At 59.5% G+C, this 22,510-nt stretch carries 19 protein-coding genes; 7 read left to right on the top strand and 12 right to left on the bottom strand.

Annotation, left to right across the window (positions count from 1 at the left end; genetic code table 11):
- Positions 1-20 precede the first annotated feature (20 nt).
- On the bottom strand, positions 21-1,541 hold the full coding sequence (locus EDC38_RS14800; protein WP_123639330.1) for a tryptophan halogenase family protein: 1,521 nt from the start codon (positions 1,539-1,541) through the stop codon (positions 21-23).
- 156 nt (positions 1,542-1,697) lie between these two features.
- Positions 1,698-4,670 (bottom strand): TonB-dependent receptor, encoded by a 2,973-nt coding sequence (locus tag EDC38_RS14795; protein ID WP_211331157.1) that lies wholly within the window; start codon positions 4,668-4,670, stop codon positions 1,698-1,700.
- 588 nt (positions 4,671-5,258) lie between these two features.
- Between EDC38_RS14795 and EDC38_RS14790 the strand changes: the two genes are divergently transcribed.
- Positions 5,259-5,663, top strand: coding sequence for a hypothetical protein (locus EDC38_RS14790; protein ID WP_123639329.1), 405 nt, complete (start codon positions 5,259-5,261; stop codon positions 5,661-5,663).
- 42 nt (positions 5,664-5,705) lie between these two features.
- On the opposite strand, the gene EDC38_RS14785 is transcribed toward EDC38_RS14790, so the two are convergent.
- From EDC38_RS14785 to EDC38_RS14770, 4 genes are all read right to left on the bottom strand, one after another.
- Positions 5,706-6,017, bottom strand: a complete 312-nt coding sequence (locus tag EDC38_RS14785; RefSeq protein ID WP_123639328.1) for a DUF4156 domain-containing protein — start codon at positions 6,015-6,017, stop codon at positions 5,706-5,708.
- Between the two features lie 168 nt (positions 6,018-6,185).
- Positions 6,186-7,610, bottom strand: coding sequence for a PepSY-associated TM helix domain-containing protein (locus tag EDC38_RS14780; RefSeq protein WP_123639327.1), 1,425 nt, complete (start codon positions 7,608-7,610; stop codon positions 6,186-6,188).
- Between the two features lie 12 nt (positions 7,611-7,622).
- Positions 7,623-8,177 (bottom strand): hypothetical protein, encoded by a 555-nt coding sequence (locus tag EDC38_RS14775; protein WP_123639326.1) that lies wholly within the window; start codon positions 8,175-8,177, stop codon positions 7,623-7,625.
- 3 nt (positions 8,178-8,180) lie between these two features.
- Positions 8,181-10,361 (bottom strand): TonB-dependent receptor, encoded by a 2,181-nt coding sequence (locus EDC38_RS14770; protein WP_123639325.1) that lies wholly within the window; start codon positions 10,359-10,361, stop codon positions 8,181-8,183.
- Positions 10,362-10,616: 255 nt separating this feature from the next.
- Here EDC38_RS14770 and EDC38_RS14765 point away from each other — a divergent pair, with 255 nt between their 5' ends.
- From EDC38_RS14765 to EDC38_RS14755, 3 genes are all read left to right on the top strand, one after another.
- A complete protein-coding gene (locus EDC38_RS14765) occupies positions 10,617-11,684 on the top strand; it encodes an efflux RND transporter periplasmic adaptor subunit (RefSeq protein WP_211331156.1) in 1,068 nt (355 codons plus the stop codon).
- Between the two features lie 15 nt (positions 11,685-11,699).
- Positions 11,700-14,828: an efflux RND transporter permease subunit gene (locus tag EDC38_RS14760; protein ID WP_123639324.1), complete on the top strand. Its 3,129-nt coding sequence runs from the start codon at positions 11,700-11,702 to the stop codon at positions 14,826-14,828.
- Positions 14,829-14,947: 119 nt separating this feature from the next.
- Positions 14,948-15,511, top strand: coding sequence for a BLUF domain-containing protein (locus EDC38_RS14755; protein ID WP_170162954.1), 564 nt, complete (start codon positions 14,948-14,950; stop codon positions 15,509-15,511).
- Positions 15,512-15,515: 4 nt separating this feature from the next.
- On the opposite strand, the gene EDC38_RS14750 is transcribed toward EDC38_RS14755, so the two are convergent.
- From EDC38_RS14750 to EDC38_RS14740, 3 genes are all read right to left on the bottom strand, one after another.
- Positions 15,516-16,064, bottom strand: coding sequence for a DUF2058 domain-containing protein (locus tag EDC38_RS14750; RefSeq protein WP_123639322.1), 549 nt, complete (start codon positions 16,062-16,064; stop codon positions 15,516-15,518).
- Between the two features lie 91 nt (positions 16,065-16,155).
- Entirely contained in the window at positions 16,156-17,364 is a 1,209-nt protein-coding gene (locus EDC38_RS14745; RefSeq protein WP_170162953.1) for a methyl-accepting chemotaxis protein, read from the bottom strand.
- Between the two features lie 177 nt (positions 17,365-17,541).
- Positions 17,542-19,749 (bottom strand): FdhF/YdeP family oxidoreductase, encoded by a 2,208-nt coding sequence (locus EDC38_RS14740; RefSeq protein WP_123639320.1) that lies wholly within the window; start codon positions 19,747-19,749, stop codon positions 17,542-17,544.
- Positions 19,750-19,769: 20 nt separating this feature from the next.
- On the opposite strand from EDC38_RS14740, the gene EDC38_RS14735 reads away from it, so the two are divergent.
- A complete protein-coding gene (locus tag EDC38_RS14735) occupies positions 19,770-20,090 on the top strand; it encodes an acylphosphatase (protein ID WP_123639319.1) in 321 nt (106 codons plus the stop codon).
- Positions 20,091-20,108: 18 nt separating this feature from the next.
- On the top strand, positions 20,109-20,279 hold the full coding sequence (locus tag EDC38_RS16670; protein WP_123639318.1) for a DUF2256 domain-containing protein: 171 nt from the start codon (positions 20,109-20,111) through the stop codon (positions 20,277-20,279).
- Between the two features lie 29 nt (positions 20,280-20,308).
- On the opposite strand, the gene EDC38_RS14725 is transcribed toward EDC38_RS16670, so the two are convergent.
- Genes EDC38_RS14725 through EDC38_RS14715 form a run of 3 tightly spaced genes read right to left on the bottom strand, consistent with a single transcriptional unit; the run spans position 20,309 to position 21,854 of the window.
- Entirely contained in the window at positions 20,309-20,920 is a 612-nt protein-coding gene (locus EDC38_RS14725; protein ID WP_123639317.1) for a DNA-3-methyladenine glycosylase I, read from the bottom strand.
- A gap of 34 nt (positions 20,921-20,954) precedes the next feature.
- Complete coding sequence (locus EDC38_RS14720; RefSeq protein WP_342769077.1) at positions 20,955-21,236, bottom strand: YciI family protein; 282 nt, start codon at positions 21,234-21,236, stop codon at positions 20,955-20,957.
- Positions 21,237-21,257: 21 nt separating this feature from the next.
- Positions 21,258-21,854, bottom strand: a complete 597-nt coding sequence (locus tag EDC38_RS14715; RefSeq protein ID WP_123639315.1) for a TetR/AcrR family transcriptional regulator — start codon at positions 21,852-21,854, stop codon at positions 21,258-21,260.
- 200 nt (positions 21,855-22,054) lie between these two features.
- On the opposite strand from EDC38_RS14715, the gene EDC38_RS14710 reads away from it, so the two are divergent.
- Complete coding sequence (locus EDC38_RS14710) at positions 22,055-22,507, top strand: excisionase family DNA-binding protein (RefSeq protein ID WP_123639314.1); 453 nt, start codon at positions 22,055-22,057, stop codon at positions 22,505-22,507.
- Positions 22,508-22,510: the final 3 nt, after the last annotated feature.

Genomic DNA, 22,510 nt, shown 5'->3' with positions numbered 1-22,510 from the left:
GGGAATCGATGAGTGTTCAGTCAGGCGGCCTGGCCCAACCAGCGGTCGATCAGGTCGCGGTGGCTCGGCAGCGAATCCAGAAGCTGCCGGGTAAGCTGTTGATTGCGGGTGAAGACCTGCTGGGCCAGTCGCTGTTGATCATACAGCCAGGCCTGACTTGAAAAGTCGGGTCTGAAGCCCATGCCATAAAGAACATACTGATAGCTGGCGGCGGGGAACAGTTCCAGAGCGCTGTCAAAGTCCGCGGTCTGGGGGCCACGGGTTGCCCAGACCGCAAGATCCTCCTTAAGGCTTTCGGGAATGCTGGCCGGGTCCCGGTGCGCCCTCCAGTATGGCTCGGGGCGATCGTTCAGCATGTAGTGCAGCTTCAGGAAATCGATGATTCGCTGCCAGCGGTAGGACATCGCCTGATTGAAGCGCTTCTCCATGATGGCCATGGTGTGGCGGTCGGCCGGCAGGTTTTCAGAAATGAACCGGGCCGACAGCTCAACCAGCATGATGGCGGTGGCTTCCAGGGGCTCGACAAATCCGGCGGACATGCCGACAGCAACACAATTTTTCTTCCACCAGCAGGCCCGGTGGCCAGAGGAGAACTTGATGACTCTGGAATCTGCCTCGGACTCGCTCAGGTCAAGATACTGACGCAGGGTAAATTCGGCTTCATCTTCGCTGATAAAATCACTGGAAAAAACGTGTCCGGTGCCGCGGCGGTGCGTCAACCCGATATCCCAGATCCAGCCGGCCGCTTTGGCAGTGGCCAGGGTGTGGCAGGGGATGGGACTGCGCTCGTCCGGGTAGGGCGCCTGTACGGCAATGGCGCGATCATTGAACAGGATTGAATCCATCGGCTTGAAGGGAACACCCAGGGCCTGGCCCAGGAGTCTGGACGCAAAGCCCGTGCAGTCGACAAAAAAGTCTCCTTCCAGTTTCCCTGTCTGCTCCAGGGTGATTGCGTCGATAAATCCATCGCTGGACAGGGACACGTTCGACACTGTGTCAACGAGATGATGGACTCCGAGTTTCTCCGTGGCGTGTTGCTTGAGTAGCTCGGCGAACTCGCCGGCATCCAGGTGATAGGCGTAATTGCAGGGGCCCTGAAAGTCGGGATCCGTCAGGGATCTCGGCCCCAATCCCGCCTCACAGATGTGATGTTGAAAATTCGTTTCCGGTGCAAAGTGAGTCAGGTCGTTGATGTAAGGCGCCAGATCCAGCCGCTCATAGGCGATCGGTACGGTGAATGGATGGTAGTAGGCATCGTTGTTTCCGGTATGCCAGTCGATGAATTTTCCGCCCTGCTTGAAGGTGCTGTGGCAGCTGGCAAAAAAGGTTTTTTCATCGATTCCAATTTTCTGCAGCGTGTTTTTCATGGTGGGCCAGGTGCCCTCGCCCACGCCGACGGTAGGTATGTCGGAAGACTCCACCAGTGTCACCTTCAGTCCGTCCGGGCGGTGACCGTTATGATGGGCGGCGATCATTGCGGCACTGAGCCAACCGGCGGTGCCTCCGCCGACGATAACAACGTGACCAATGCTTTCCGTCATGATGACTCTTCTCCTGGCTTATCGTTATGGTTTTAAGGCGCGTGCAGTTTCAGCAAAAAAGACCCGACAGCATGATTGCTGCCGAGCCAATCAGACACTGAGCTTTCGCTTCAGAAGTCTCCATGAACCTCCGGCGTCCCTGCCGGACTCACCGGTTTAGAAACGGGCGCGCAGACCGACCGAGTAGCGAGCGCCGGTATCAAAGACCGAAATGATCTGGTCTTCCTCACGGCCGCGGCTGACCAGCTCTTCTTCGGTGACGTTCACACCCTCAAAGTATACCGAGAAGATGTCGTTCACGTCGTAGCTCGCGCTCACATCCCACTGGCCGTAGGTGTCCACCGTAAGCGGCTCGCTGGCGGGACCATTGTTGATCGCCTGCAGGAACTGCTCCCGGTTGTTGAACGCGACCCGAGCCTGGAATGGGCCACGCTCATAGAACACTACCGCATTCTGCGAGTCGCCGAGACCAATCAGGGCGAAGGTCTGATCGCGATCCTCAGATAGTTGCGCGTTACTGTCGGTTTTGGTGGCGTTCAGTGTCACACCAAAGCCATTATCCCAGAGGTGTGTCCAGGCCAGTTCCAGACCGTTGACTTCGGCGGTCTCGGCGTTGCGCGGACGGGTAACCCTCAGGGTTTCAGACAGACCGCGCAGTTCGTCGGGAAGCCCTTCGTCGGCAGCAATGTCGGCGCACTGGTCAGTGGCGCAGATGTTGTCCGGTGTCTCTGCGCGGTCGGCCAGGGTAAACTCTTCATCCGCAGCGAGGGTGACAATAAAATTCTCCACCTCTTTATTGAAGTACGCCACGGACAAATAACTGGCGTCACCGTAGTACCACTCGTACGAAATGTCCCAGTTTTCCGCGGTAAAGGGTTTGAGGTTCGGGTTGCCGCCTGACGCTGTCAGGTTCTGCAAACGAGGCTGGCCGATATTCAGCGCCGGAGACAGCTCGGTCAGGGTCGGGCGAGTAATGGTTTCATAGCTTGCAAAGCGCAATACCATATCGTCCTGAAGATCGATTTTGGCATTGATGCTGGGCAGCAGGTTGGTGTAAGAGTTGCTCTCGGTGACCTCGGTCGGCGAGCCCTCTACGGTCTCAAACAGCGTCGGGTCGCCGGTGGCGACAATATCGCTAAGAACCGTTTGCACGGCATCGACCGACGTGGACGTTTCGGCATAACGGGCACCGACATTCACTGTCCATGGCAGATTCATGACATCACCTTCAAAGGTGAAGTCCAGATACAGGCTGGAGATATCTTCCCGAACGGTATAGCGATCGTCATTCACTGTCAGCTCAAACATGTTCCCATCCTGGAGGGCCTGCCAGGTGGTGCCAATGTCGTTGCCCCGCATTTCGTCGTTCTCGTTGGCCTTTTCCTCGGTGAGCATTACGTCGTAAAGCTCCCAGTTGTCAAAGGTCCACCAGGTATCCTGAGCGCCGGGGAAGAAGCTGGGTGCGGTGAATTTGGTCATCAGCTCTTCGGGAGCGGATGCGTAGTAACCGCCATACAGGGAGCCGTTATCAACACCCACTGAGTAGTAGGCTTTTTCCCGCTCCTGGCGGTAGGCACCGAAACGCATTGAGGTAAAGCCACTGGTATTGTAGGGCGTGTATTCAAAATCCGCGCGAAGCTCGTTGATCTCATCCTGGCTGTTGGGGCCACCGGGAGAACCAACATGCATCTTCATGATGGAGCGATCCGGGATTTCACTGCCGTTGTAGCCTTCATGGTTGGCCAATGGGCGTCCGGAGCTCAGATCAAAATCATAAGTGTTGATATGACCGATTACGCCGAAGTTCTCTTTCCCGGCCATATCGTTCTCGGCATCCGAGTAAGACGCATCGAACTTGGCCACCAGCTCGTCGGTAACGTCCCACTCCACATTCAGGCCGAAGGCGTTGAGGGTGACGAACTTACTGTCCCCGTGGTTGACAACGAAATCGGTCGCGGCGCGGGTGTCTTCGGTGCCGACGTTATTCATGTAGGTGACGGTGCGGGTTTCGTTGTTGAAATCGACATCCGTGACCCGGTTGGGTTCGAACCAGGCGGCCAGCGCGTTCAGCTTGGCGTCGACTTCATAGTTGGAGTGGAAGCCGTCGAAGGTGACCGTCACATCATCGGAGGGCGCGTACTGAAGTGAAACGTTCGCGTTGGTGCGGGTCCGCTTCTGTTGCTCGGTACGCATATCCAGGTTTCTGGGCGGCGTTACGTTGCCCGCCTGCAGATCGCCCTGTTCGTTGAACAGATTCAGTCCGGGCCGATAACCGGCGGTGAACAGGGAGTTGACGTAGTTCTCCCGCTCAGAGTGGGACACCGCCAACAAAACCCCCAGGGTGTCATCGGCAAAGGTATTACTGATCAGGCCCGATACGGTCGGGTAGGTTTTTTCATTCAGGCTCTCATAGGTGCCTTTGATCGAGCCGAACATTTCCAGGCCATTGAAATCAAACGGTCGGGCTGTCTGGACATCAATGGCCGAGCCGATACCGCCGGACGCCATGGATGGATTGCTGGTTTTGTAGACGTTCACGCCGCGAACCAGTTCGGCCGACAGTGTGTCAAAACTGAATGCCCGGTCCTGGTTCTCGGTCGCCATCTGCCGACCGTTGACCATCACGGTATTAAAGGAGGGACCGAAACCTCGCACGGTGACCGACTGGCCTTCGCCGCCACTGCGGTCGATTGAAACGCCGGTAATCCGCTGCAGGGATTCGGCCACGTTGGTGTCGGGAAATTTACCCATGTCCTCGGCGGAAATAGCGTCAACCACGCCGGACGAATCCCGCTTGATGTCCATGGAACGTTCGAGCGAGCCGCGAATCCCGGTTACAACCACTTCTTCAAAATTGCCGTCGGCGGCGTCCTGGGCAATGGCTTGAGCGCCTGCCAACGAAGACATGGCCACGATGATAGCGCTGGATAACTTATTCTTTTGTAGCATTGAATCTTTCCCCTTAGAGTCGTCATCGGTGCGGATAAAGAGCTTGCCGCTGCCGCTTACGGAGAGATTCAGTCCAGTGCCTTCAATCAGATGGAGCGCCGCTTCCACAATGGTGTAGTGACCTTGTAGCGGCTGGGTTTTGATATTCACCACCTGCTCGAACGGGACAATAACAGTCATATTTGACTGTTGTGCAAACTCCGTGAGCGATACGTCTGCTCTGCTTTCAGAGATGTTGAATTGTGCGGTTTCCCCCAGACGCGACGCATCCCCAGACGCATGAACTGCGCATGTGATCAGCTGGGTCAGCAGCACGGTCGGTGTTATTTTCAATTCAACGTTCTCCCCAACGGATCAGCTCCGTTGTATTACAGTGACGAACGGGTTGGTGTTTTCCGCTACAGGGTTCTGTATTTGTATCCGGTTGCGTGTTTGTTCAAAAGGGAGTAAAAGACGCTAAGGTCTTGTCTGCCGCCAAGAGCGGCGCATAATCCCCTGACGAGTATATAGTCCCATTTGCGGGCCCGCGAATGGAACGTGGTGGTACTATAAAATAAGATGAGTGACTTTTCCCGTCGGATTCTGCCTGTGTTCAATTGGCTCACTTTAATGGTCATTAAAACCATAAGGGGTGGCTTGGCTCACCTTTCCCGAGTGGCGCTGCTGACGCTTCTGTTTGCGGCTGGCGTAACGGCATCGGAACCCCAGTCAATAGTGCTTGCCCCCGGTTTGACGCTTCTGCCCCCCAGCGCTCTTTCACTTGAGCCCGTGAGAAGTAACGCCCCAGACGGACCGCTGGTATTGGTAGGGCATATTGAGGGGGAGCCGGGCTATTTTTTGGTGGCAGACAGAGTCACTGGTAAACAGCGCGTCTCGGTGCTGTGGGAAAAGCTGGATATCGAAATGCGCGGCCGCGCAGATGCACGTTCAATCGAGGTGGAGGATCGGGGCGTTTTCCTGACCCAGAGCGAGGCTAAAGTCTGGTATCGCACTTACCGGTACCGTCTGGGCGGTGTCAAACTGCGGCCGGTGTATTATTTGATTCGGCAGGATGATCAGAGTTATTGGCTGACGCTGACCACGGCGGATGGCGTTGATCTGGAAGTGGTCAAGCCTATCGTCGATGTGATTCTGAAGCGGGTAATCATCAGTAGCGAGACGGGCCGGCACTGAAGCTGCGCAGTGGAGGCCCGGCGTAACCGGGCCCCGAATGTATTACTGACAGCGGTAGATGGAGAATGTCTGGCGGCCATCCTCAGGCCCGCCCTGAGGCACGATGGTGTCGCCACCCAGGCGAATGGCTTCGTTCTTGCCCATGTTCAGCAGCTCGGTCGCCACTTTCTCTTCGCTACGGCTGATCGGACCGATGCTGTCGGCGACGCTGACGTTGGTGTCGCTGAGCTTCTCGCAGCCGCGCACGTTGGCTTCTTTGCCGACGACGATGTCTTCGGCTTTCTCATCCACTTTCACCCAGGTGCAGGCGCTGGCCAGGCTGGCCATCAGGATCAACAGAGATAATTTTTTCATGGAGGTGTCCTCTAGCAAAGGGTAAGTGTCCGTTTGGTGCCGGTGAGACCACGTGGTGGCGGGTTGGGTTCCGGCGTTGTAGGGCATCTTATACCAAAGCCGGAGGTGGCGTCACAAGCGACTGGGCCGCAACCCTGAGGGTTGGCGGCCCGGAGAGAGGGGCGGGGTTCAGCGTGTGGGTTGCCGCCAGGCCATCAGACCCAGTGCCAGGGCGGCGAGCAGCAGGCCGGCGTTGATGCCCGGCGCCGCACCGGTGAAAGCGTCGGCGCCGAAGCGCAGGGCGTGGCCCAGCGCGAGCAGCACCAGGCCGGCGCTGGTCAGCCCCAGCAGCCAACGCTTGGTGGGGGGGTGCCGGTCGCGCCATTGCGCGAGGATCATGGCGGCCAGGATCACGCCCCAGAAAATCCACTTGGAGGGCCACTGGAGCAGTACCTGGGTGATGGCGCTGACGGCAAACGCCAGGGGCGTGCCCCAGACAATGCCGGTCCAGAGGTTGTTCAGGGCATCCCGGTGTTTGCGTTTCGCCAACCAGATATTGATGCCACTGACTGATACCACGGTCAGCGCCAGGCCCAGTGCCACCCAGAGCAGTTTCACGCCCAGGCCGCCAAAGTGCCCAAAGTGGATGCGATAGACCGAGAATATCGCCTGCCGCCCGGGTTCTCCGTCGCTAAAGCCCACCTTGTTAAGGAAGTTGCCCGCGCCGTCGTAGTAAAACTGCTCGGCATAGATGAGTCGATCCGGGTAGTGAGTGCCCACCAACAGGTGCTCCTCGTCGGTATCCGGGTGCTCAACGGTGACGTAGATGGGGCGGGTGCCTTCCGGTGCGCGCGCGATGCTGTCCTGAAGGGCGCTAGCAATACCCAGAGGGCCCTCGCGCTCGGGCAGGTTCTCCGGGTGACCGCCGTACACCGTCTCAATCACCGCGTCGGTATCACCGTCGTAAAAAGCCTGCGCCGCGACCCAACTGAGCATGGCGGCGAGACCGTAAAAGGCACCGGTGACGGCAATCATGATGTAAAAGGGCAGCCCCCAGACGCTCAGGCGGTTGTGCAGGTCGGTCTGCTCCAGGCGCGCATTGCCCTTGCGTCGGAAGTGAAAGGCATCCTTGAACAGTCGCGGGTGGGCCAGGACGCCGGAAACAATCAGGGCCAGCAGCATGGCGCCCAGTGTACTCACCAGCACCATGCCCCAACTGCTCGGCAAGTGCAGGTACAGATGCAGGTCGGTCAGTATGTGAGTCCAAGGGTGTGCAGCGGGCTCCCCCAGGGTGCCGTCGGCATTGAGCACCCGGGCGCTGTGGTCGGACATCAATACCGTGCGGGGCATGCCGGGGCGGGGCAGCAGCACGTAGGCGTGCTCGGTGGGCTCCTGGCCCTCCATGAAACGCTGGTAGGCGCTCTGGATGGCCTCGGGGTTTACCTCGGTGTATTCCGACACCGTCGGTGTCTCCCAGCGCTCGAACTCCGGATAGAGTACGGCCAGCGTGCCGGACAGGCACACCCAATACATCAGCGCGCCGATGGCGATGCCCATCCAGCTGTGGCTGGCCAGGGAGTTTTTTACCAGTTGGGGAGATAGTCTGAAGGCCATAGGAGAGCGTCGTTATAGAAGAAAGAGGTAGCCGGCGCTAATCACGCCGGTCGCGATCAACGCCAGGGTCGGGCGCCAGAGTCGGGTGTCGGCCAGTACCCAGTAGCTGGCCAGGCCCCAGAACACCGGCATCATCAGCACCCCGGTCACCAGGCGATTGACCGCTTCCCAGGGCAGCAGATCGGTGACCATAAAGCTGAGCAGGGCACTGACAAAACCCGCCATAGGCACGCTGATCACCAGTTTGAGTAACTGCACACCCAGCACCGTGAGCCGGGGCCAATTGAGCGTCCGCTGCTCGAGTTTGGTGTCTCGCGCGGGCTGCCGGTCGGGGCTGGCCCAGCCGATCCAGAGCCAGGCGAGCAGGGCCGGGACGGTCAGGGCGAAGCACACGGCAAACTCCACCGGCTGGGCCCAGAGCCAGGCGATCAATGACAGCATCAGCAGTATCCAGCCCAGACGGCGCCAGTGCGTCGGCTTGGGTGCAGGCAAACGCCAGCTGCGGTAGAGACTCAGTATGCCGGCAAAGCCGGTGGCGGTGGCCAGGGTTCCCAGTATCCAACTCATGACTTAAAACTCGACCGAGGCAGACAGAACCAGGCTGCGCGGCTCGGACAGCACCAGGTAGTTCGAGCCCGGGAAGCCGCCAACCGAGGCCCAGTAGTTTTCATCCGACAGGTTGTTCACTCGGGCTCGCAGGGTCAGGCCCCGGCCGTCCCACTCGGTCTGATAGCGGGCGCCCAGGTCCCAGCGGGTCCAGGCGGGGGCACTCACGGTGTTATCGGCATTGGCGTACTGGTCATCGGTGTGAATGATCCGGGTATCCAGGGTCAGGCCGGGCAGGGCGGTCAGGTCCCATTCCAGGTTCAGGTTGAGTTGGAACTCGGGTACTCCCACCGCCTGCTTGCCATCGTAAAGGCCGCCCTGGGTCTGAGTCTGTTCACTGTCCAGGAAGGTCAGGCCACCCAGCACACGCATTGTGTCCAGCGGCTGGCCGAAAACGCTCAGCTCCAGCCCTCGGTTGCGCTGCTCGCCGTTAACGGAAAACCGGTTGTTCTCCACATAGCCGCTGGGCAGCGCGGTATCAAAGAGGCTGATGCTGCCGCCGTAGGTGTCGGTGTCGTATTTGAGCCCCACTTCGATCTGCTCGGCCTGGTAGGGCTCGAAGACTTCGCCGGCATTGTCGACCGGCTCACCGCCACTGGTGGCCGGGGCCACCTCGCCGGGCATCAGGCCCTCGATGTAGTTGCCGTACAGGGACACCTGGTCGCTGGGCTGATAGACCACGCCGGCGACCGGGGAGAGACGACCTTCGTCGTACTCCGAGGTCAGATTGCCGCTGGTGTAATCATAGCTTCGGGTGTGAATATCCTGATAGCGGGCGCCCAGCGTGACCAGCAGGGTGTCGCCAAGCAGCCCCAGCATATCGGCCAACGCGACACTCTGATTGTCCACCCGCTCGGTCACACCGGGGGCGGACAGATCACCGCCGACAAAGAAGTCGGGGGCGGGAGGGGCAACCGGTTCGGGGTTGTACAGGTTGCCGGAAAAGCCGGCAAAGTCTGAGAACGCATAAGCGTTTCGGGACTCGGAGGAGAAGTCCGTTGCCGACCCCACCAGTCGGTGGCTGACCGTGCCGGTCTGGAATTCACTTTTCACGCCGATTTCGGCGGAGCGCACAGAATCCTCCCGCACGTTATCAAACCGGTAGGTACTGGTGTTCCCTTCAGCGTCGCTGTTGGGGTTGGCCAGAATGTTGTCTTCCTCCCCCTCTCGGAGCCCGGCGGCGGCCCAGCCGGTGATGTGGTCGGTCAGGTCATACTCGGCCCGCACCACACCAAACAGTTGTTGTTCGTCGGTGTAGGTCCAGGGCTGGGCGAAATTGCGGTCCGAGTCCGGTGCCTCGGGCAGCTCGCCGGTGGGGGTCACACTGGGGCGGGGCGCATCAATGCGGTGATCCTGAAATCCCAGGTCGGCGGACAGGCGCAGGCGCTCGCCCCGATAATCGGTACCGATGGCGGCCAGGGTCAGTTCCCGCTCCTGGTTCTCGACGGCGGTCTCGCCATCCCGGCGAACCAGATTGGCGCGCACCCCGGTTTCCTGCCCGGCGCCGAAACGTTCGCCGATATCCAGCGCGGCGTAGCCCTGGCTCTGGCCCTCAAGGCCGAGCGTGGCCCGGCGCACGCCGTCCTCCGGCGCCCGCTTCGGTACCAGATTCACCGATCCGCCGATGCCACTGCCGCCGGGCGCCGCACCGCTCAGGAAGGTGTTGGCACCGCGAAAGACTTCCACCCGCTCCAGCAATTCCGAGGCAACGTACTGCCGGGGCAGAATGCCGTACAGGCCGTTATAGGTCATGTCGTCGGAGAACACCGGGAAGCCGCGGATCACATAAAGCTCCTGGAAGTTGCCAAAGCCTTTGGCCACCCGGACCACCGGGTCGTTCTGGAGCACGTCCGCCACGCTGCTGGTCTGTTGATCCAGCATCAGCTCAGCGGTGTAGTTGGTGCTGGTAAACGGCGCATCCATCATGTCCAGGTTGCCGAACACGCCCACGCGGCCACCGCGGGCCACCTGACCACCGGCATAGGCCTCGGGCAGCAGCACCTGGGAGCCGTCGGCGGTGACGACCATCTCTTCAATGCGCTCGGTCGACCCGGTCTGCGCCAGCGACGGCGAACACAGCGCACCGGCTGAAATCATCAGGGCGAGCGATTTGAGGTTAAACAGGGACGACGAGGAATTGCGCATAGCGGGTTCGGTTCCGGAGAGTCATTAAGCAAGAGGTGTTGAATAAGGCGCATGATAACGAGATAGTTTCTCATTTACAATAAGATTTGTTTCCAGTGCTGGGTTGCTTTGTCATCAAGGCGGAGACCGCTGCCCAAAAAGTCCGACGGGTCGATGTAAATTAGTGTTAAAGCGTCGGCCGGAGTCGTCTGGTGTGGTGTGACTGGGCGTAAAATCGAGGGCTTACCCGACGATCCCCCGACGAGCATGCACCTGATGAATAAACCCCTGGCGATGACCCTGTTGATTCTGTCTCTGTTCCCGGTTGGCGTGGCGCACAGCCAGTCCGGTGATCCGGGGGTCGTCGTCCAGACCGTGGTTCAGGAGCCGATCCGCAACCGCATCGAGGCGCTGGGTACGCTGCGCGGCAATGAATCCATTCACCTGACCTCCAATGTCACCAAAACGGTCACCCGCTTGAACTTTGAAGACGGCGAGCGGGTAGAAAAGGGCCGGGTGCTGGTGGAAATGACCAGTGCGGAGGAGATTGCCCTGCTCGAGGAGGCGCGCACCAACGCCGAGGACGCCGAGCGGCAGTGGCGCCGGGTGCGTTCGCTGGTGGATCAGGGGGCGGCGTCGCAATCCATGCTGGACGAGCGGCAGCGCGAATATCATTCGGCCCAGGCCCGCTACAACGCCCTGGAGGCGCGACTGGAAGACCTCCGGTTGCGTGCCCCCTTCGACGGGGTGGTGGGGCTGCGCAATATCAGCGTCGGTGCCCTGGTCACCCCGGGAGATCTGATTACCACGCTGGTGGACGATCGTCAGATGAAGCTGGACTTCACCCTGCCGGCGGTACACCTGCAAGCGGTGGAGCCGGGGCTGGAGATTCGCGCACGCAGTCGGGCCCTGGGTAACCAGCTGTTTGAAGGTGTGGTATCCAGTATCGACAATCAGGTGGATCCGGTCTCGCGATCCTTTATGGTGCGGGCGGTGCTACCCAACGATGACGGGCAGCTCAAGCCCGGGTTGTTGATGACGGTGGAGCTGTTCACCCGCGAGCGCGAAGCGGTCATGGTGTCGGAAGCGGCGTTGATGTCCGAAGGTGGCGGCCACTATGTGTTCGTGATCGTGAACCCGGACAGTGAGCCGGTGGCGGAGCAGCGCCCCGTCAAAATTGGGCAACGGTTTTTTGGGCGAGTGGAAATTCTGGAAGGCCTGTTGGCGGGAGAAAAAGTGGTGACCCACGGGTTACAGAAAGTGCGCGCCGACCAGCCGGTGGTCATTACCGCCGAAGACAGTGGCAGCGACCCCTTACCCGAATTGCTCAATCAATCCCAATAACCGAGGAGACACGCCATGTTGTTGTCCGATGTCTCCATCAAGCGGCCGGTGTTTGCCTCGGTCATCTCCCTGATCCTGATCGCCCTGGGCCTGCTGGCCTACGATCGATTGACGTTGCGTGAATACCCGGATATCGATCCGCCGGTGGTGTCCATTCGCACCAACTACCCGGGCGCTGCGGCGGCGGTGGTGGAAACCCGTGTGACCCGACTGCTCGAAGACCGGGTGGCGGGAGTCGAGGGCATGGAGTACATCGAGTCCTCAAGCGAAAACGGCCGTTCGGATATCACCATCCGCTTTAATGTCGACCGGGACATTGATGCCGCCGCCAACGATGTGCGTGACCGGATTTCCCGCGCCCTGAACAATCTGCCCACCGAGGCCGATCCGCCGGAAGTACAGAAGGTCAGTTCCGACGAAGACGTGATTGTCTGGTTCAATCTGGCCGGGGAGGGGCGCACCGTGCCGGAGTTGTCGGATTATGCCGAACGTTACCTCTTGGACCGCTTCTCGGTCATAGACGGAGTGGCCCGCGTTCGTATCGGCGGGCAGCAGCGCTACGCCATGCGCATCTGGCTGGACCGTCAGGAAATGGCCGCTCGCGGTCTGACGGTAGCCGATGTGGAAAACCGCCTGCGCGCAGAAAACGTCGAGTTGCCCGCGGGCAGTATCGAATCGGATCAGCGGCATTTCACGGTACGAATGGCCCGGCTCTATCGGGAGGCCAGTGATTTCGATCAACTGGTACTGGCCGAGGGCAGCGATGGGTATCTGGTGCGTCTGAAAGATATCGCGCGAGTGGAAAAGGGCACCGAGGAGGACCGCAATATTTTCCGCGGTAACGGCATTCCGATGGTGGGCATCGGCATCGTCAAACAGTCCACCGCCAACACCGTGGATGTGGCCCGCGCGGCGCGCGAGGAAGTCGAGCGCCTCAATGAAACCCTGCCTGAGGGCATGCGTCTGGAGCAGAGTTTCGACAGTTCGGTTTTTGTCGGGCAGGCGATCAAGGAAGTGTATTACACTCTGGCGTTTGCGATCGCCATGGTGATTCTGGTGATTTACCTGTTTCTCGGCAGCGCCCGGGCCATGTTGATCCCGGCGGTGACCGTACCGGTATCGGTGATCGCCACCTTTACCGTGCTGGCGGTACTCGGCTTTTCCATCAACCTACTGACGTTGCTGGCACTGGTACTGGCCATCGGTCTGGTGGTGGACGATGCGATTGTGGTGCTGGAGAACATCGTTCGCCACATTGAGGAAAAAGGCAAACCGCCGTTGCTCGCCGCCTATCGTGGCACGCGGGAGGTAGGCTTTGCGGTGGTGACCACCACCCTGGTACTGATATCGGTGTTTGTGCCCATCGCCTTTCTGACCGGCGATGTCGGGCGGCTGTTTTCCGAGTTTGCCCTCACCATGGCGGCGGCGGTGGGCTTCTCCTCGCTGGTGGCGCTGACGCTCTCGGCCATGCTCGCCTCCAAGCTGATCAAGAAAAAGGAAAACACCTCCTGGCTGGTGACCAAACTCGATCAGGGCATTATCTGTTTGCGTCACTATTATGGCAAAGCCCTGCACCAATGCCTGCGCCACGCGCGTATTGTGGCGGTGGTGTTTGTCGGGTTGCTGGCGGGCACCTGGTGGGTGTCGCAACAGCTGCCCCAGGAGTACGCACCGCGGGAAGACCGGGGGGCCTTTTTTGTCATTGTCGATGGTCCGGAAGGGGCGAGTTACTCCTATATGGTGGAGTACATGGACGAGATCGAAAAACGCCTGATGAAATACGTCGACCAGGGGGAGATGGCCCGTCTGCTGGTCCGTGCGCCCCGGGCCTGGGGGGCACTGGAGCGGTTTAACAGCGGCATTGTGATTGCGACCCTGACCGACTGGTCCGAGCGGCGCAGCGGTTTTGACATCATGGATGATGTGCGTGCGGATCTGGCCGACTTGCCGGGCGTGACGGCCTTTCCGGTGATGCGTCAGGGCTTTGGTTCGTCCACCCAGAAGCCACTGCAGTTTGTGATCGGTGGTGGCTCCTATGAGGAGTTGGCCGAATGGCGGGATATCCTGCTGGAAAAAATCGAAGCGGATAATCCGGGGTTGACGGGCATTGACTGGGATTACAAGGAAACCCGTCCGCAGGTCGAGGTGATTGTCGATCAGGACCGCGCCGCCGACCTGGGTGTGAGTGTGGCCAACGTCGGGCGCACGCTGGAAACCATGATGGGCTCGCGTCGGGTCACCACCTTCATTGAAGACGGCGAAGAATACGAGGTGATGCTCGAAGGTGAGCGAAGTGAACAGCGCACACTGGACAGCCTGGAGAATATTTTTGTGCGTTCCGAACGCAGTGGCGAGCTGGTGCCCCTGGCGAGTCTGGTAGAGCTGCGGGAGTTTGCCGACGCCGCTACGCTGCGACGCTATAACCGGATTCGAGCCATCACCATTGAAGCCAACCTGACCGATGGCCTCACCCTGGGGAATGCCCTGACGCATATGGAAGGCCTGGTGGCGGAGCACCTGCCGGAGAATGCGGTGATCGACTACAAGGGCCAGTCCCGCGATTACAAGTTGGCCGGCGGCTCGGTGGCCTTTATTTTCATGATCGGCATTCTGATCACCTTCCTGGTGCTGGCCGCACAGTTCGAGAGTTATATTCACCCCTTCGTGATCATGCTGACGGTGCCACTGGCCATGCTTGGCGGACTGCTGGGGTTATACCTCACCGGCAACTCGCTCAACCTTTACTCCCAGATTGGTCTGGTCATGTTGGTGGGGCTCGCAGCCAAAAACGGCATTCTGATCGTGGAGTTTGCCAACCAGTTGCGGGACCGGGGGATCGCCTTTGATGAGGCCTTGGAGCAGGCCTCCCTGGCCCGTCTGCGGCCCATCCTGATGACCGGCATCACCACAGCGGTGGGTGCCGTGCCCCTGGTGATGTCCTCGGGCGCCGGCTCGGAAACCCGGGCGGTGATCGGGGTGGTGGTGATTTCCGGGGTCCTGGCGGCCACCTTGTTTACCCTGTTTATCGTGCCTACGGCCTACAGTCTGCTGGCCCGCCACACCGGTTCGCCCAACGACGTGAAACGCGAGCTGGAACGGGTGGCGGATGAGTACGATCGCAAACAGCAGAAACATCCCTCCTGATGGACTGACCTGCCAGGGATGGCACGTTTTTCCACTTTCTTGCCGGGCCGGCCATCCAGACCGATCGCCAGTGCGTATATAAAAGCACTCTCAATAACGCACAAATGGAGCCTTCTCCCATGACCGATCTCGTTCAGGTGGTTTACATCAGCCGGGCCACGTTCAAAGCCATGCCCGCCTCCGGCGGTGTGGAGCCGCACGTGGCGCGCATTCTGCAACAGTCCCGCACCAACAACCCCCGCCTGGGGCTCGGCGGTGTGCTTTATTATGGGGAGGGGTGTTTCTTTCAGTGTCTGGAAGGTGAGCGCGAAGTGGTGGATAAAATGCTCGCCAAGCTGAAAGGCGATGATCGCCACAAGGACTTCAAGGTCGTGCTCCAGCGCAATATCACCGAGCGGCAGTTTACCGACTGGTCCATGAAGTACATTCCCACCAATGCCACGGTGAAAGGGTTATTGGCACGGGCAGGGTATGACCGGTTTGATCCCTACCAGTTCGACCAGAAAACCATTGAAGACCTGCTGACCACCTTCCGCGAACTGCGCGCTCAGGCCGATCGGGCCATTCCCAGTCACGCCGCCCAGCCCGAGGTGCGGGCCAACGAGTCGGGTGCCATGCCCTATGTGGTGGCTGGCGTGGTGGTGTTGGCGTGTGCCGTAGCGGTGGGCTGGTTCGTGTTATAGCGAGTTACCACATCAGGTCGTCGGGGATAACATAGTCCTTGTAGGGATCGTCCTCGTCGACCGCTTCCTGGGTTTTCTGGTTGGCGACCACAATGTAGTCCGGGTCGCGCTCGGAGATCTTGTCGGATACCACTTTCGGAATCAGTTCGTAGTTATCCCCGGCGCGGACCACAATGAGTTGGCCGCGAATGATCTGTTGTTGCACCCGAGGGCTGACCAGCAGCTTTTTGATTTTGGTGCCGTCGGTAAAGTTGTACTCCACCTCCCCTTCACCGCTGCCGCGCTTGGCCTGTTTGTGGGTCTGAATCAACTGGCGGATTTGCGCCTCAATGGCTTTTTTCTCGGCGGCGGCCTGGCGTTCGCGATTCAGCGCCCGATCCCGTTCGGCCTTCTCTTCGCGAGTCGCCTGCGCCGACTGGCGGATTTCCGCGTGGGGGTCCTCACCGGTATGGCGGGCCTGCTTTTTCTGTTTGCGCTGTTCTTTCTTAACCTGCTTGGCTTTCTTGTCGTCCACCAAACCGGCTTTCAGCAGTTGATCCTGTAGGGAAGGCATAAGAGGTACCGTATGGGTTGTGCTCGTTGACGGTCATTATGCCAGCTTGGCGCCCATCGAGAAACGACGGGCGCCTTAGTGGCGGAGTGCACTAGACTTTAAGCGCCGCCAACTGCTGTCCCAGGCTCTGGGTGTCTTTCTGCAGATGCCGCGCGGAGTTGCGCAGCTCGCCGCTGGTGCGGGTGCTCTCGTCCGCGACGCGGGAGATGTTGGTGATGTTCTGGTCGATTTCCTGAGCCACCTGGGACTGCTCCTGGGCGGCGGTGGCGATCAGGGTGCTCATTTCCTGAATCCGGTCGATGGCTTCCACCACGTGCTCCAACGCCTGGTTGGCCTCGCTGATCTGCTCGGCACTGGCGTGGGCCTTTTCGGTGCTCGACGCCATGGAGGTCACCGCCCGGTTGGATTGTTTCTGCAGGCGCTCGATGATTTCCTGAATGTCCGCCGTGGACTGCTGAGTGCGCTGGGCCAGGGTGCGCACCTCGTCCGCCACCACGGCAAAGCCGCGCCCCTGTTCCCCCGCCCGGGCCGCTTCAATGGCGGCGTTCAGGGCCAGCAGATTGGTCTGCTCGGCAATGCCGGTAATCACGGTCAGTACCTTCCCGATTTCCTGACTGTTGCGGTCCAACTCCTGCATGATGCCGACGGTGTCGCTCATGGTGGTGTTCAGTTCATCAAAGGTCCGGTGAGTGTTGCGCACCACGCCGTGGGTGCGGCCAACCTCCCGGTTGGCATCATCGGCTTGAGCGGCGGCGTCGCTGGCATGGCTGGCCACTTCCCCGACACTGGCGGACATCTCGTTCATCGCCGAGGCGGCCTGCTCCAACTCACGGCTCTGGCTCTGGCTGCTCTGCTCGGTATTCGCCGCGGCCTGCTCGAGGGTCTCCATCTGGGTGACGATGGTCCCCGAGAGCTGCTGAATCCCCCGAGTCAGGTCGCCCACCTGCCGAATCACCGTGTTGTAGGCGGAGAACATCTGGCCCACTTCATTGTCACTGGCTTCTTCGGTGATAGGGCTGGCGAAGTCACCCGCGCTCATCTTGTTCAAGTGTTTGCGCAGTAAAGTCACTTGTTGCACAAGCCAGGTCAGCCCCAACTGATGAGTAATCAGCGCGACGACCACGATACCTGTATTCAGGAGCGGAATCAGGCTGGAAGGGTTCGATCGATAGCTGAGGACTGCGGAAGTCATCGCCAACGAAATGATCACCAGAAAGGACACCGCGAACTGAGCGTTGATGGATTTGAAGCCTAGAGCACGCATCAATGCGTTCAGTGCAAAGGCAAGCTGGTTGCGCATGGGTAAGAGACCACCGTCAGAGAAAGGAGATTGTCGTGAGTGCGGCCGAAGCGGGCTCGACATCAAAGGCTATCGGCACAGAGGGGGCATTATTGAGGGAAATCGGCTCGGGATAAACCCGGGCCGCGGCGTTATCGGCGCCGGTTTTGACGCAGGTCAAACCTCAGATAGAATGAATTATGTGCCAGTCTCTAGTTGCACCGGAACGGACTTGAACGCCGGAGTCTGACTGCGGGGATCCTGCTCGGTGCCGATCAGAATGTTCGCCTCCGGGTAGTAGGCGAGCAGAGAGCCGGTGGGCAGGTTGAACGGGTAGACCGTCAGGTTTTCCATCACCCCGTGAGCCGAACGCAAAGTGGCTTTGTCGCCGGCTTTCAGGCTCAGGCGTTCCCGGTCTTCCGGCCCCACCAACACACACCAGCGATGCTCGGTGCCCCGGTAACTGTCGGACTCTTCGTAAATGATGGAGTTGAACTGCCCCTCACTGCGGATACTGGCCAGGGTAAAAGGAAAATCCGGCTCGCGGGCGACCGGCAGAGAGTGCACCTGAAAACGGGCCTTGCCGTTGGGGGTGTTGAAGGTTGGCGATGTCAGCAGGCGACCGCCAATGGTGAATTCCTGATGGCTGGTGCCGATATCGGCCAGCGCCTCCATGCCGGGCACCGTCGCGGCTATGGCGGAACGCACCCTGTCGTGTTCCCGAAGGGCCCCGAAATCAAAAGGCCCGGCGGGCAGTAAGCGCTTACCCAGTTCCGCCAGAATGGCCACCTCCGAGCGCACATTGGTCAGGCGGCGAATACCGCCATCGCTCAGTCGTACATAGTTGAACATGGATTCCTGGGTGGTGCTCTGGGGCTCTTCGTCCCGGGCGGTCACTGGCAGAATCAGTGCTTCGCTGCGCTCCATGCCGTGGATGTGCCCCTGGTTCAGGGTGGTGGTCAGATACAGCTTGAAACCCACCCGATCCAACGCCCTCCGGGCAAAAGTGGCGTCCGGCGTCGCGGCGTAGAGGTTACCGCCCATCAGCAGGGCCGCGTCCATTTCCCCGGCGTTGGCGGCGCGCAGGCAGGCGAGGGTGTCCAGCCCCTGAGTGCGGGGCAATTCCAGATCGAAATGGGATTCCAGCGCCGCCAGCACATCCTCGGAGAGCACCGGCTTTACCCCGATGGTGCCGATACCCTGAACGTTGCTGTGGCCCCGCAAAGGCAGCAGGCCCGCCGACGGTTTGCCCAGCATGCCGCGCAACAGCGCCAGATTGGCGATGGCCTCGACATTGTCCACGCCATTGCGGTGGTGGGTGATGCCCATGCCCCAGGCAAACACCGCGTGCTCGGCCCGGGCGTAGTCGGCGGCCAGGGCTTCGATGTCGCTCTGATCGAGGCCACAGGCGGATGTCAGCGACGCCCAGTCCGTCTGTTCCAGATCCGTCCGGTAGGCATCGAAGCCCTCGGTGTGGGCTTCGATGAAGGTGGTATCCAGCGCGTGCTGTTCGAGCAGGGCTTTGCCCACGGCTTTGAGTAGAGCGAGGTCCGAGCCAATGTTCGGTTGCACATAGCGCGAGGCGATCCAGGTGCCGCCACTCAACATGGAGCGGGCACTCTTGGGCACGGCAAAGCGCACCAGCCCCGGCTCTCTGGCCGGGTTGATCACAATCACCTGGCCGCCGCGCTCGCGGCAGTGCTGCAACTGGTGCACAAAGCGGGGGTGATTGGAAGCCGGGTTGGCGCCAATCACAAAAATCAGGTCCGCCCCGCCCATGTCTTCCAGGCTGATGGTGGCCGTGCCGGTGCCGATCACGTTACCCAAGCCCACGCCCGTGGCCTGGTGGCAATAATAGGAGCAATTGTTGACGTTGTTGGTGCCATACAGTCGGGCCAGCAATTGCAACACAAAGCCCGCCTCGTTGGAGGAGCGGCCGGAGGAGTAGAAAAAACTGCGGTTGGGCTCGGTGGCCGCGAACCGCTCGGCGGCCAATGTCAGGGCCTGATCCCAGTCCATGGGCTGGTAGCGATTACTGCCAGCGGGCTTGTACAGCGGCGTGTTCAACCGCCCGAGGTGTTCCAGCTCATGGGCGGAGAGCTCTTTGAAATCATCCAGCGTATGCTCGAACAGCTCGTTGGGGATGGGTGGCTGGATATCCGAGGACTGGGCCTGAATGCTTTTATTGCACACCGAGGGGAACTCATCCAGCTCGTTGGTCATACCCCCGTGCTGGCCACCCATGCCCAGCCCGCAGGCCTTACAGGTATTGCGTGCCTTGAGTGCTTTGGTGGAGTTGAGCAGTCCGATCCGGCTCAGGGTGCGCAGCGTATACAGCACCTTCTTGGGGCCACCCCCGACAATGGTGATGGGGTCGGCAGAGGTTTCGGAGGCACGCTCGGACATGGCAGACTCTTGGGTTACGAATGGCAACTGACAGACTATGCCGAACCGGCAAGCGAGGCAATACGTTGATTGACGCTAAACACTATCTGATTCAGGGGCGGGTCCAGGGCGTTTCCTATCGCGCCAATACCCAACGCAAAGCCCGGGAGCTGGGTCTCACCGGCTGGGTTCGCAACTTGCCCGACGGCCAGGTCGAAGCGCTGGCTCAGGGGGCTCCCGAAACACTGCAAACCTTCGAAGCCTGGCTTTGGCAGGGCCCGGCGTTGGCAGAGGTCACTCGGGTGGAGGTCAGCGAGGCCGAGGGCGAGCCGGCCGGTTCAGATTTCATCGTGCGCGACTGATCCGCTGGATCCATTCTCATGGCCAAAGCCCGTAAAAAGCGCGACCTCCCCACCAAAACCTGCCCGGTGTGTGAGCGGCCTTTCACCTGGCGGAAGAAATGGGAGAAGGATTGGGAAAACGTCAAATACTGCTCCGAGCGCTGCCGCCGAACCGGTACCAGGCGCGACGATTCGCGTAGGTCGGATTAGCGAAGCCTAATCCGACAAAGCCCGCCCACTCACACAACAGGCCGCTTAAACCGCTTACGCGCCTTATCAATCTCATGCCGCATACAGCACTCGTGGGCATGATCATTCACCAACCCCATCGACTGCATAAACGCATACACCGTGGTCGGCCCGACAAACTTCCAGCCGCGCTTCTTGAGATCTTTTGATAAAGCGACCGACTCCGGCGAGGTGCTCAGCGTCTGCGGATCCACATCCGGTCGCTCCTGGGGCTCAAAACGCCACACGTAGGCCGCCAATGAGCCCTCCTCGGACACCAGTTCTTTGGCCCGCTGCGCGTTATTGATCACCGCCTCGATTTTACCCCGATGACGAACAATGCCGGCGTCTTCCAATAAACGCTCAACATCCTTCTCGGTAAAGCGGGCCACCTTGTGAAAATCAAAGTTCTTGAACGCCTTGCGGAAGTTGTCCCGCTTGGCCAGAATCGTGCGCCAACTCAAACCGGACTGAAAGCTCTCCAGGCACAGCTTCTCAAACAGGTGGCGATCGTCATCCACGGGAAAGCCCCACTCCCGATCGTGATACTCAAAAAACTCCGGTGCCGCCTTGCACCAGAAGCAGCGCGGCTGGCCATCGGGGCCGGGTATAGTGTTGGTCATGGTGCCGTCTCCTTGTAGCAATGGTCGATAGGGGTCAGGGTAATAGGAAGGTCATTTCCCGGCTGGCTTTGTTCGGAGTCACTTCGAGGATTTCCGAATCGACGACCTGTTCCGCGACAAACGGATCCCGGCTGACTCGCTCCACAAGTGCTTCTTTGGAGCAGTTGTGCGCCAGTATGGCCCCGCCTCGCTTGGGTTGTAGGCTTCCGGACACCAGAAAAACGCCGTCGTCAAAACCCTGAGTGAGCCATTGATTGTGGAGTTCCATTAACTCGCCGGCTCGGGACTTGTTGTGTGAAAATTTCAATAACACCATAAACATGGGATTTCCCTCCTGTTAAGTCACTGTTGGATGCTCGAGGTTGGCCTTGGCCACTTGGGTGCTTAGCCATTCACACAATTGCTTTACTTCCTGATCGACAAAGAACTCGTCATGAAAGGCGTTAGCCAAGGTGGCGACGCCCTGACTGCGGGCCAGTAGGTGCATGGCCAACTCGTCCGCCTGGTCGGGGCCGACGAGCCGGGTGAATTGATACCCCAGCCAGGTGCGAAATAGGGTAAACAGCTCGCGGGCTTCAGCCTGGGCGGGGTGCCCGAGCTTGGCAAGTTCGCCACACAGCGTGCCCACCGGACAGCCGTAGCGAAGAATCTTGGTCTGGTTGACGATCAGGATTTGAATAAAGCGGCGAATGCGCTCTTCGGGGCCGTCTTCGGCGGCTTCCCATTGATCCAGCATATCGCGGGTATTGGTCAACCGCTGAGCGATAACGGCATCCAGGATGTCATCCTTGGATTTGAAGTGGTGGTAGAAGTTACCGCGTGATATGCCCACGTTTTCAGCGATATCCGCGAAAGAGGTATGCTCAAAACCCTGTTGGTAAAAGAGCCGGTCGGCGGCTTCGATGATGTGTTGGCGTGTCGCGGCTTTGGGCATGGTGGATGTCTTTGCTTAAGGGTGTTACCTCAATTTAGGACATTTGTCCTAGATTGGTCAAGTATTCTTCTGCTTATTAATGTTGAATTTGGAGGTTTTGGTTATTTCGAATGTTTCGAATATTTCGAATATGCTATCATCTGGTATGTAGCCAAAAAGCTATAAATCGCGCCAAAAGGCTATTTAACGGGGAAACGGTTATGGCAGCACACAATATCGTTCACTTACCAACGCCAGCTGAGATGGAGCAGGCAAAGGTATCAAGCCGTACACTGTCCAAGTATGCGGATACCGATCGGGTTCAGCTCGCGTTGCGCGGCAGTAATGGAGAGTCCGATGATCTGGTCTTGCCAGGCCACGTACTTCAGATCTTACTGGATGTGCTGTCCGAGATTTCCAAGGGCAACGCCATCAGTTTAATTCCCCATCATCAGGAGGTGAGTACTCAGGAAGCGGCCAACCTCCTGAATGTCAGTCGCCCCTTTCTGGTCGGACTGCTAAAGCAGGGCGAAATACCCTATCGGAAGGTAGGCAGTCATCGTCGTGTGTTGTTGACTGACATCATGAATTACAAAAAGCGTGTAGATCAACAAAGGAGCCTGACACTGGATGAGTTGGCGGCGTTGTCCCAAGACGAGGATATGGGGTATTGACGC

This window comes from Marinimicrobium koreense (assembly GCF_003762925.1).
In the GTDB taxonomy this organism is placed as follows: Bacteria; Pseudomonadota; Gammaproteobacteria; order Pseudomonadales; family Cellvibrionaceae; genus Marinimicrobium; species Marinimicrobium koreense.
The sequence above is the reverse complement of the archived record's forward strand: the minus strand, read 5'-3'. Positions and strand labels throughout refer to the sequence as shown.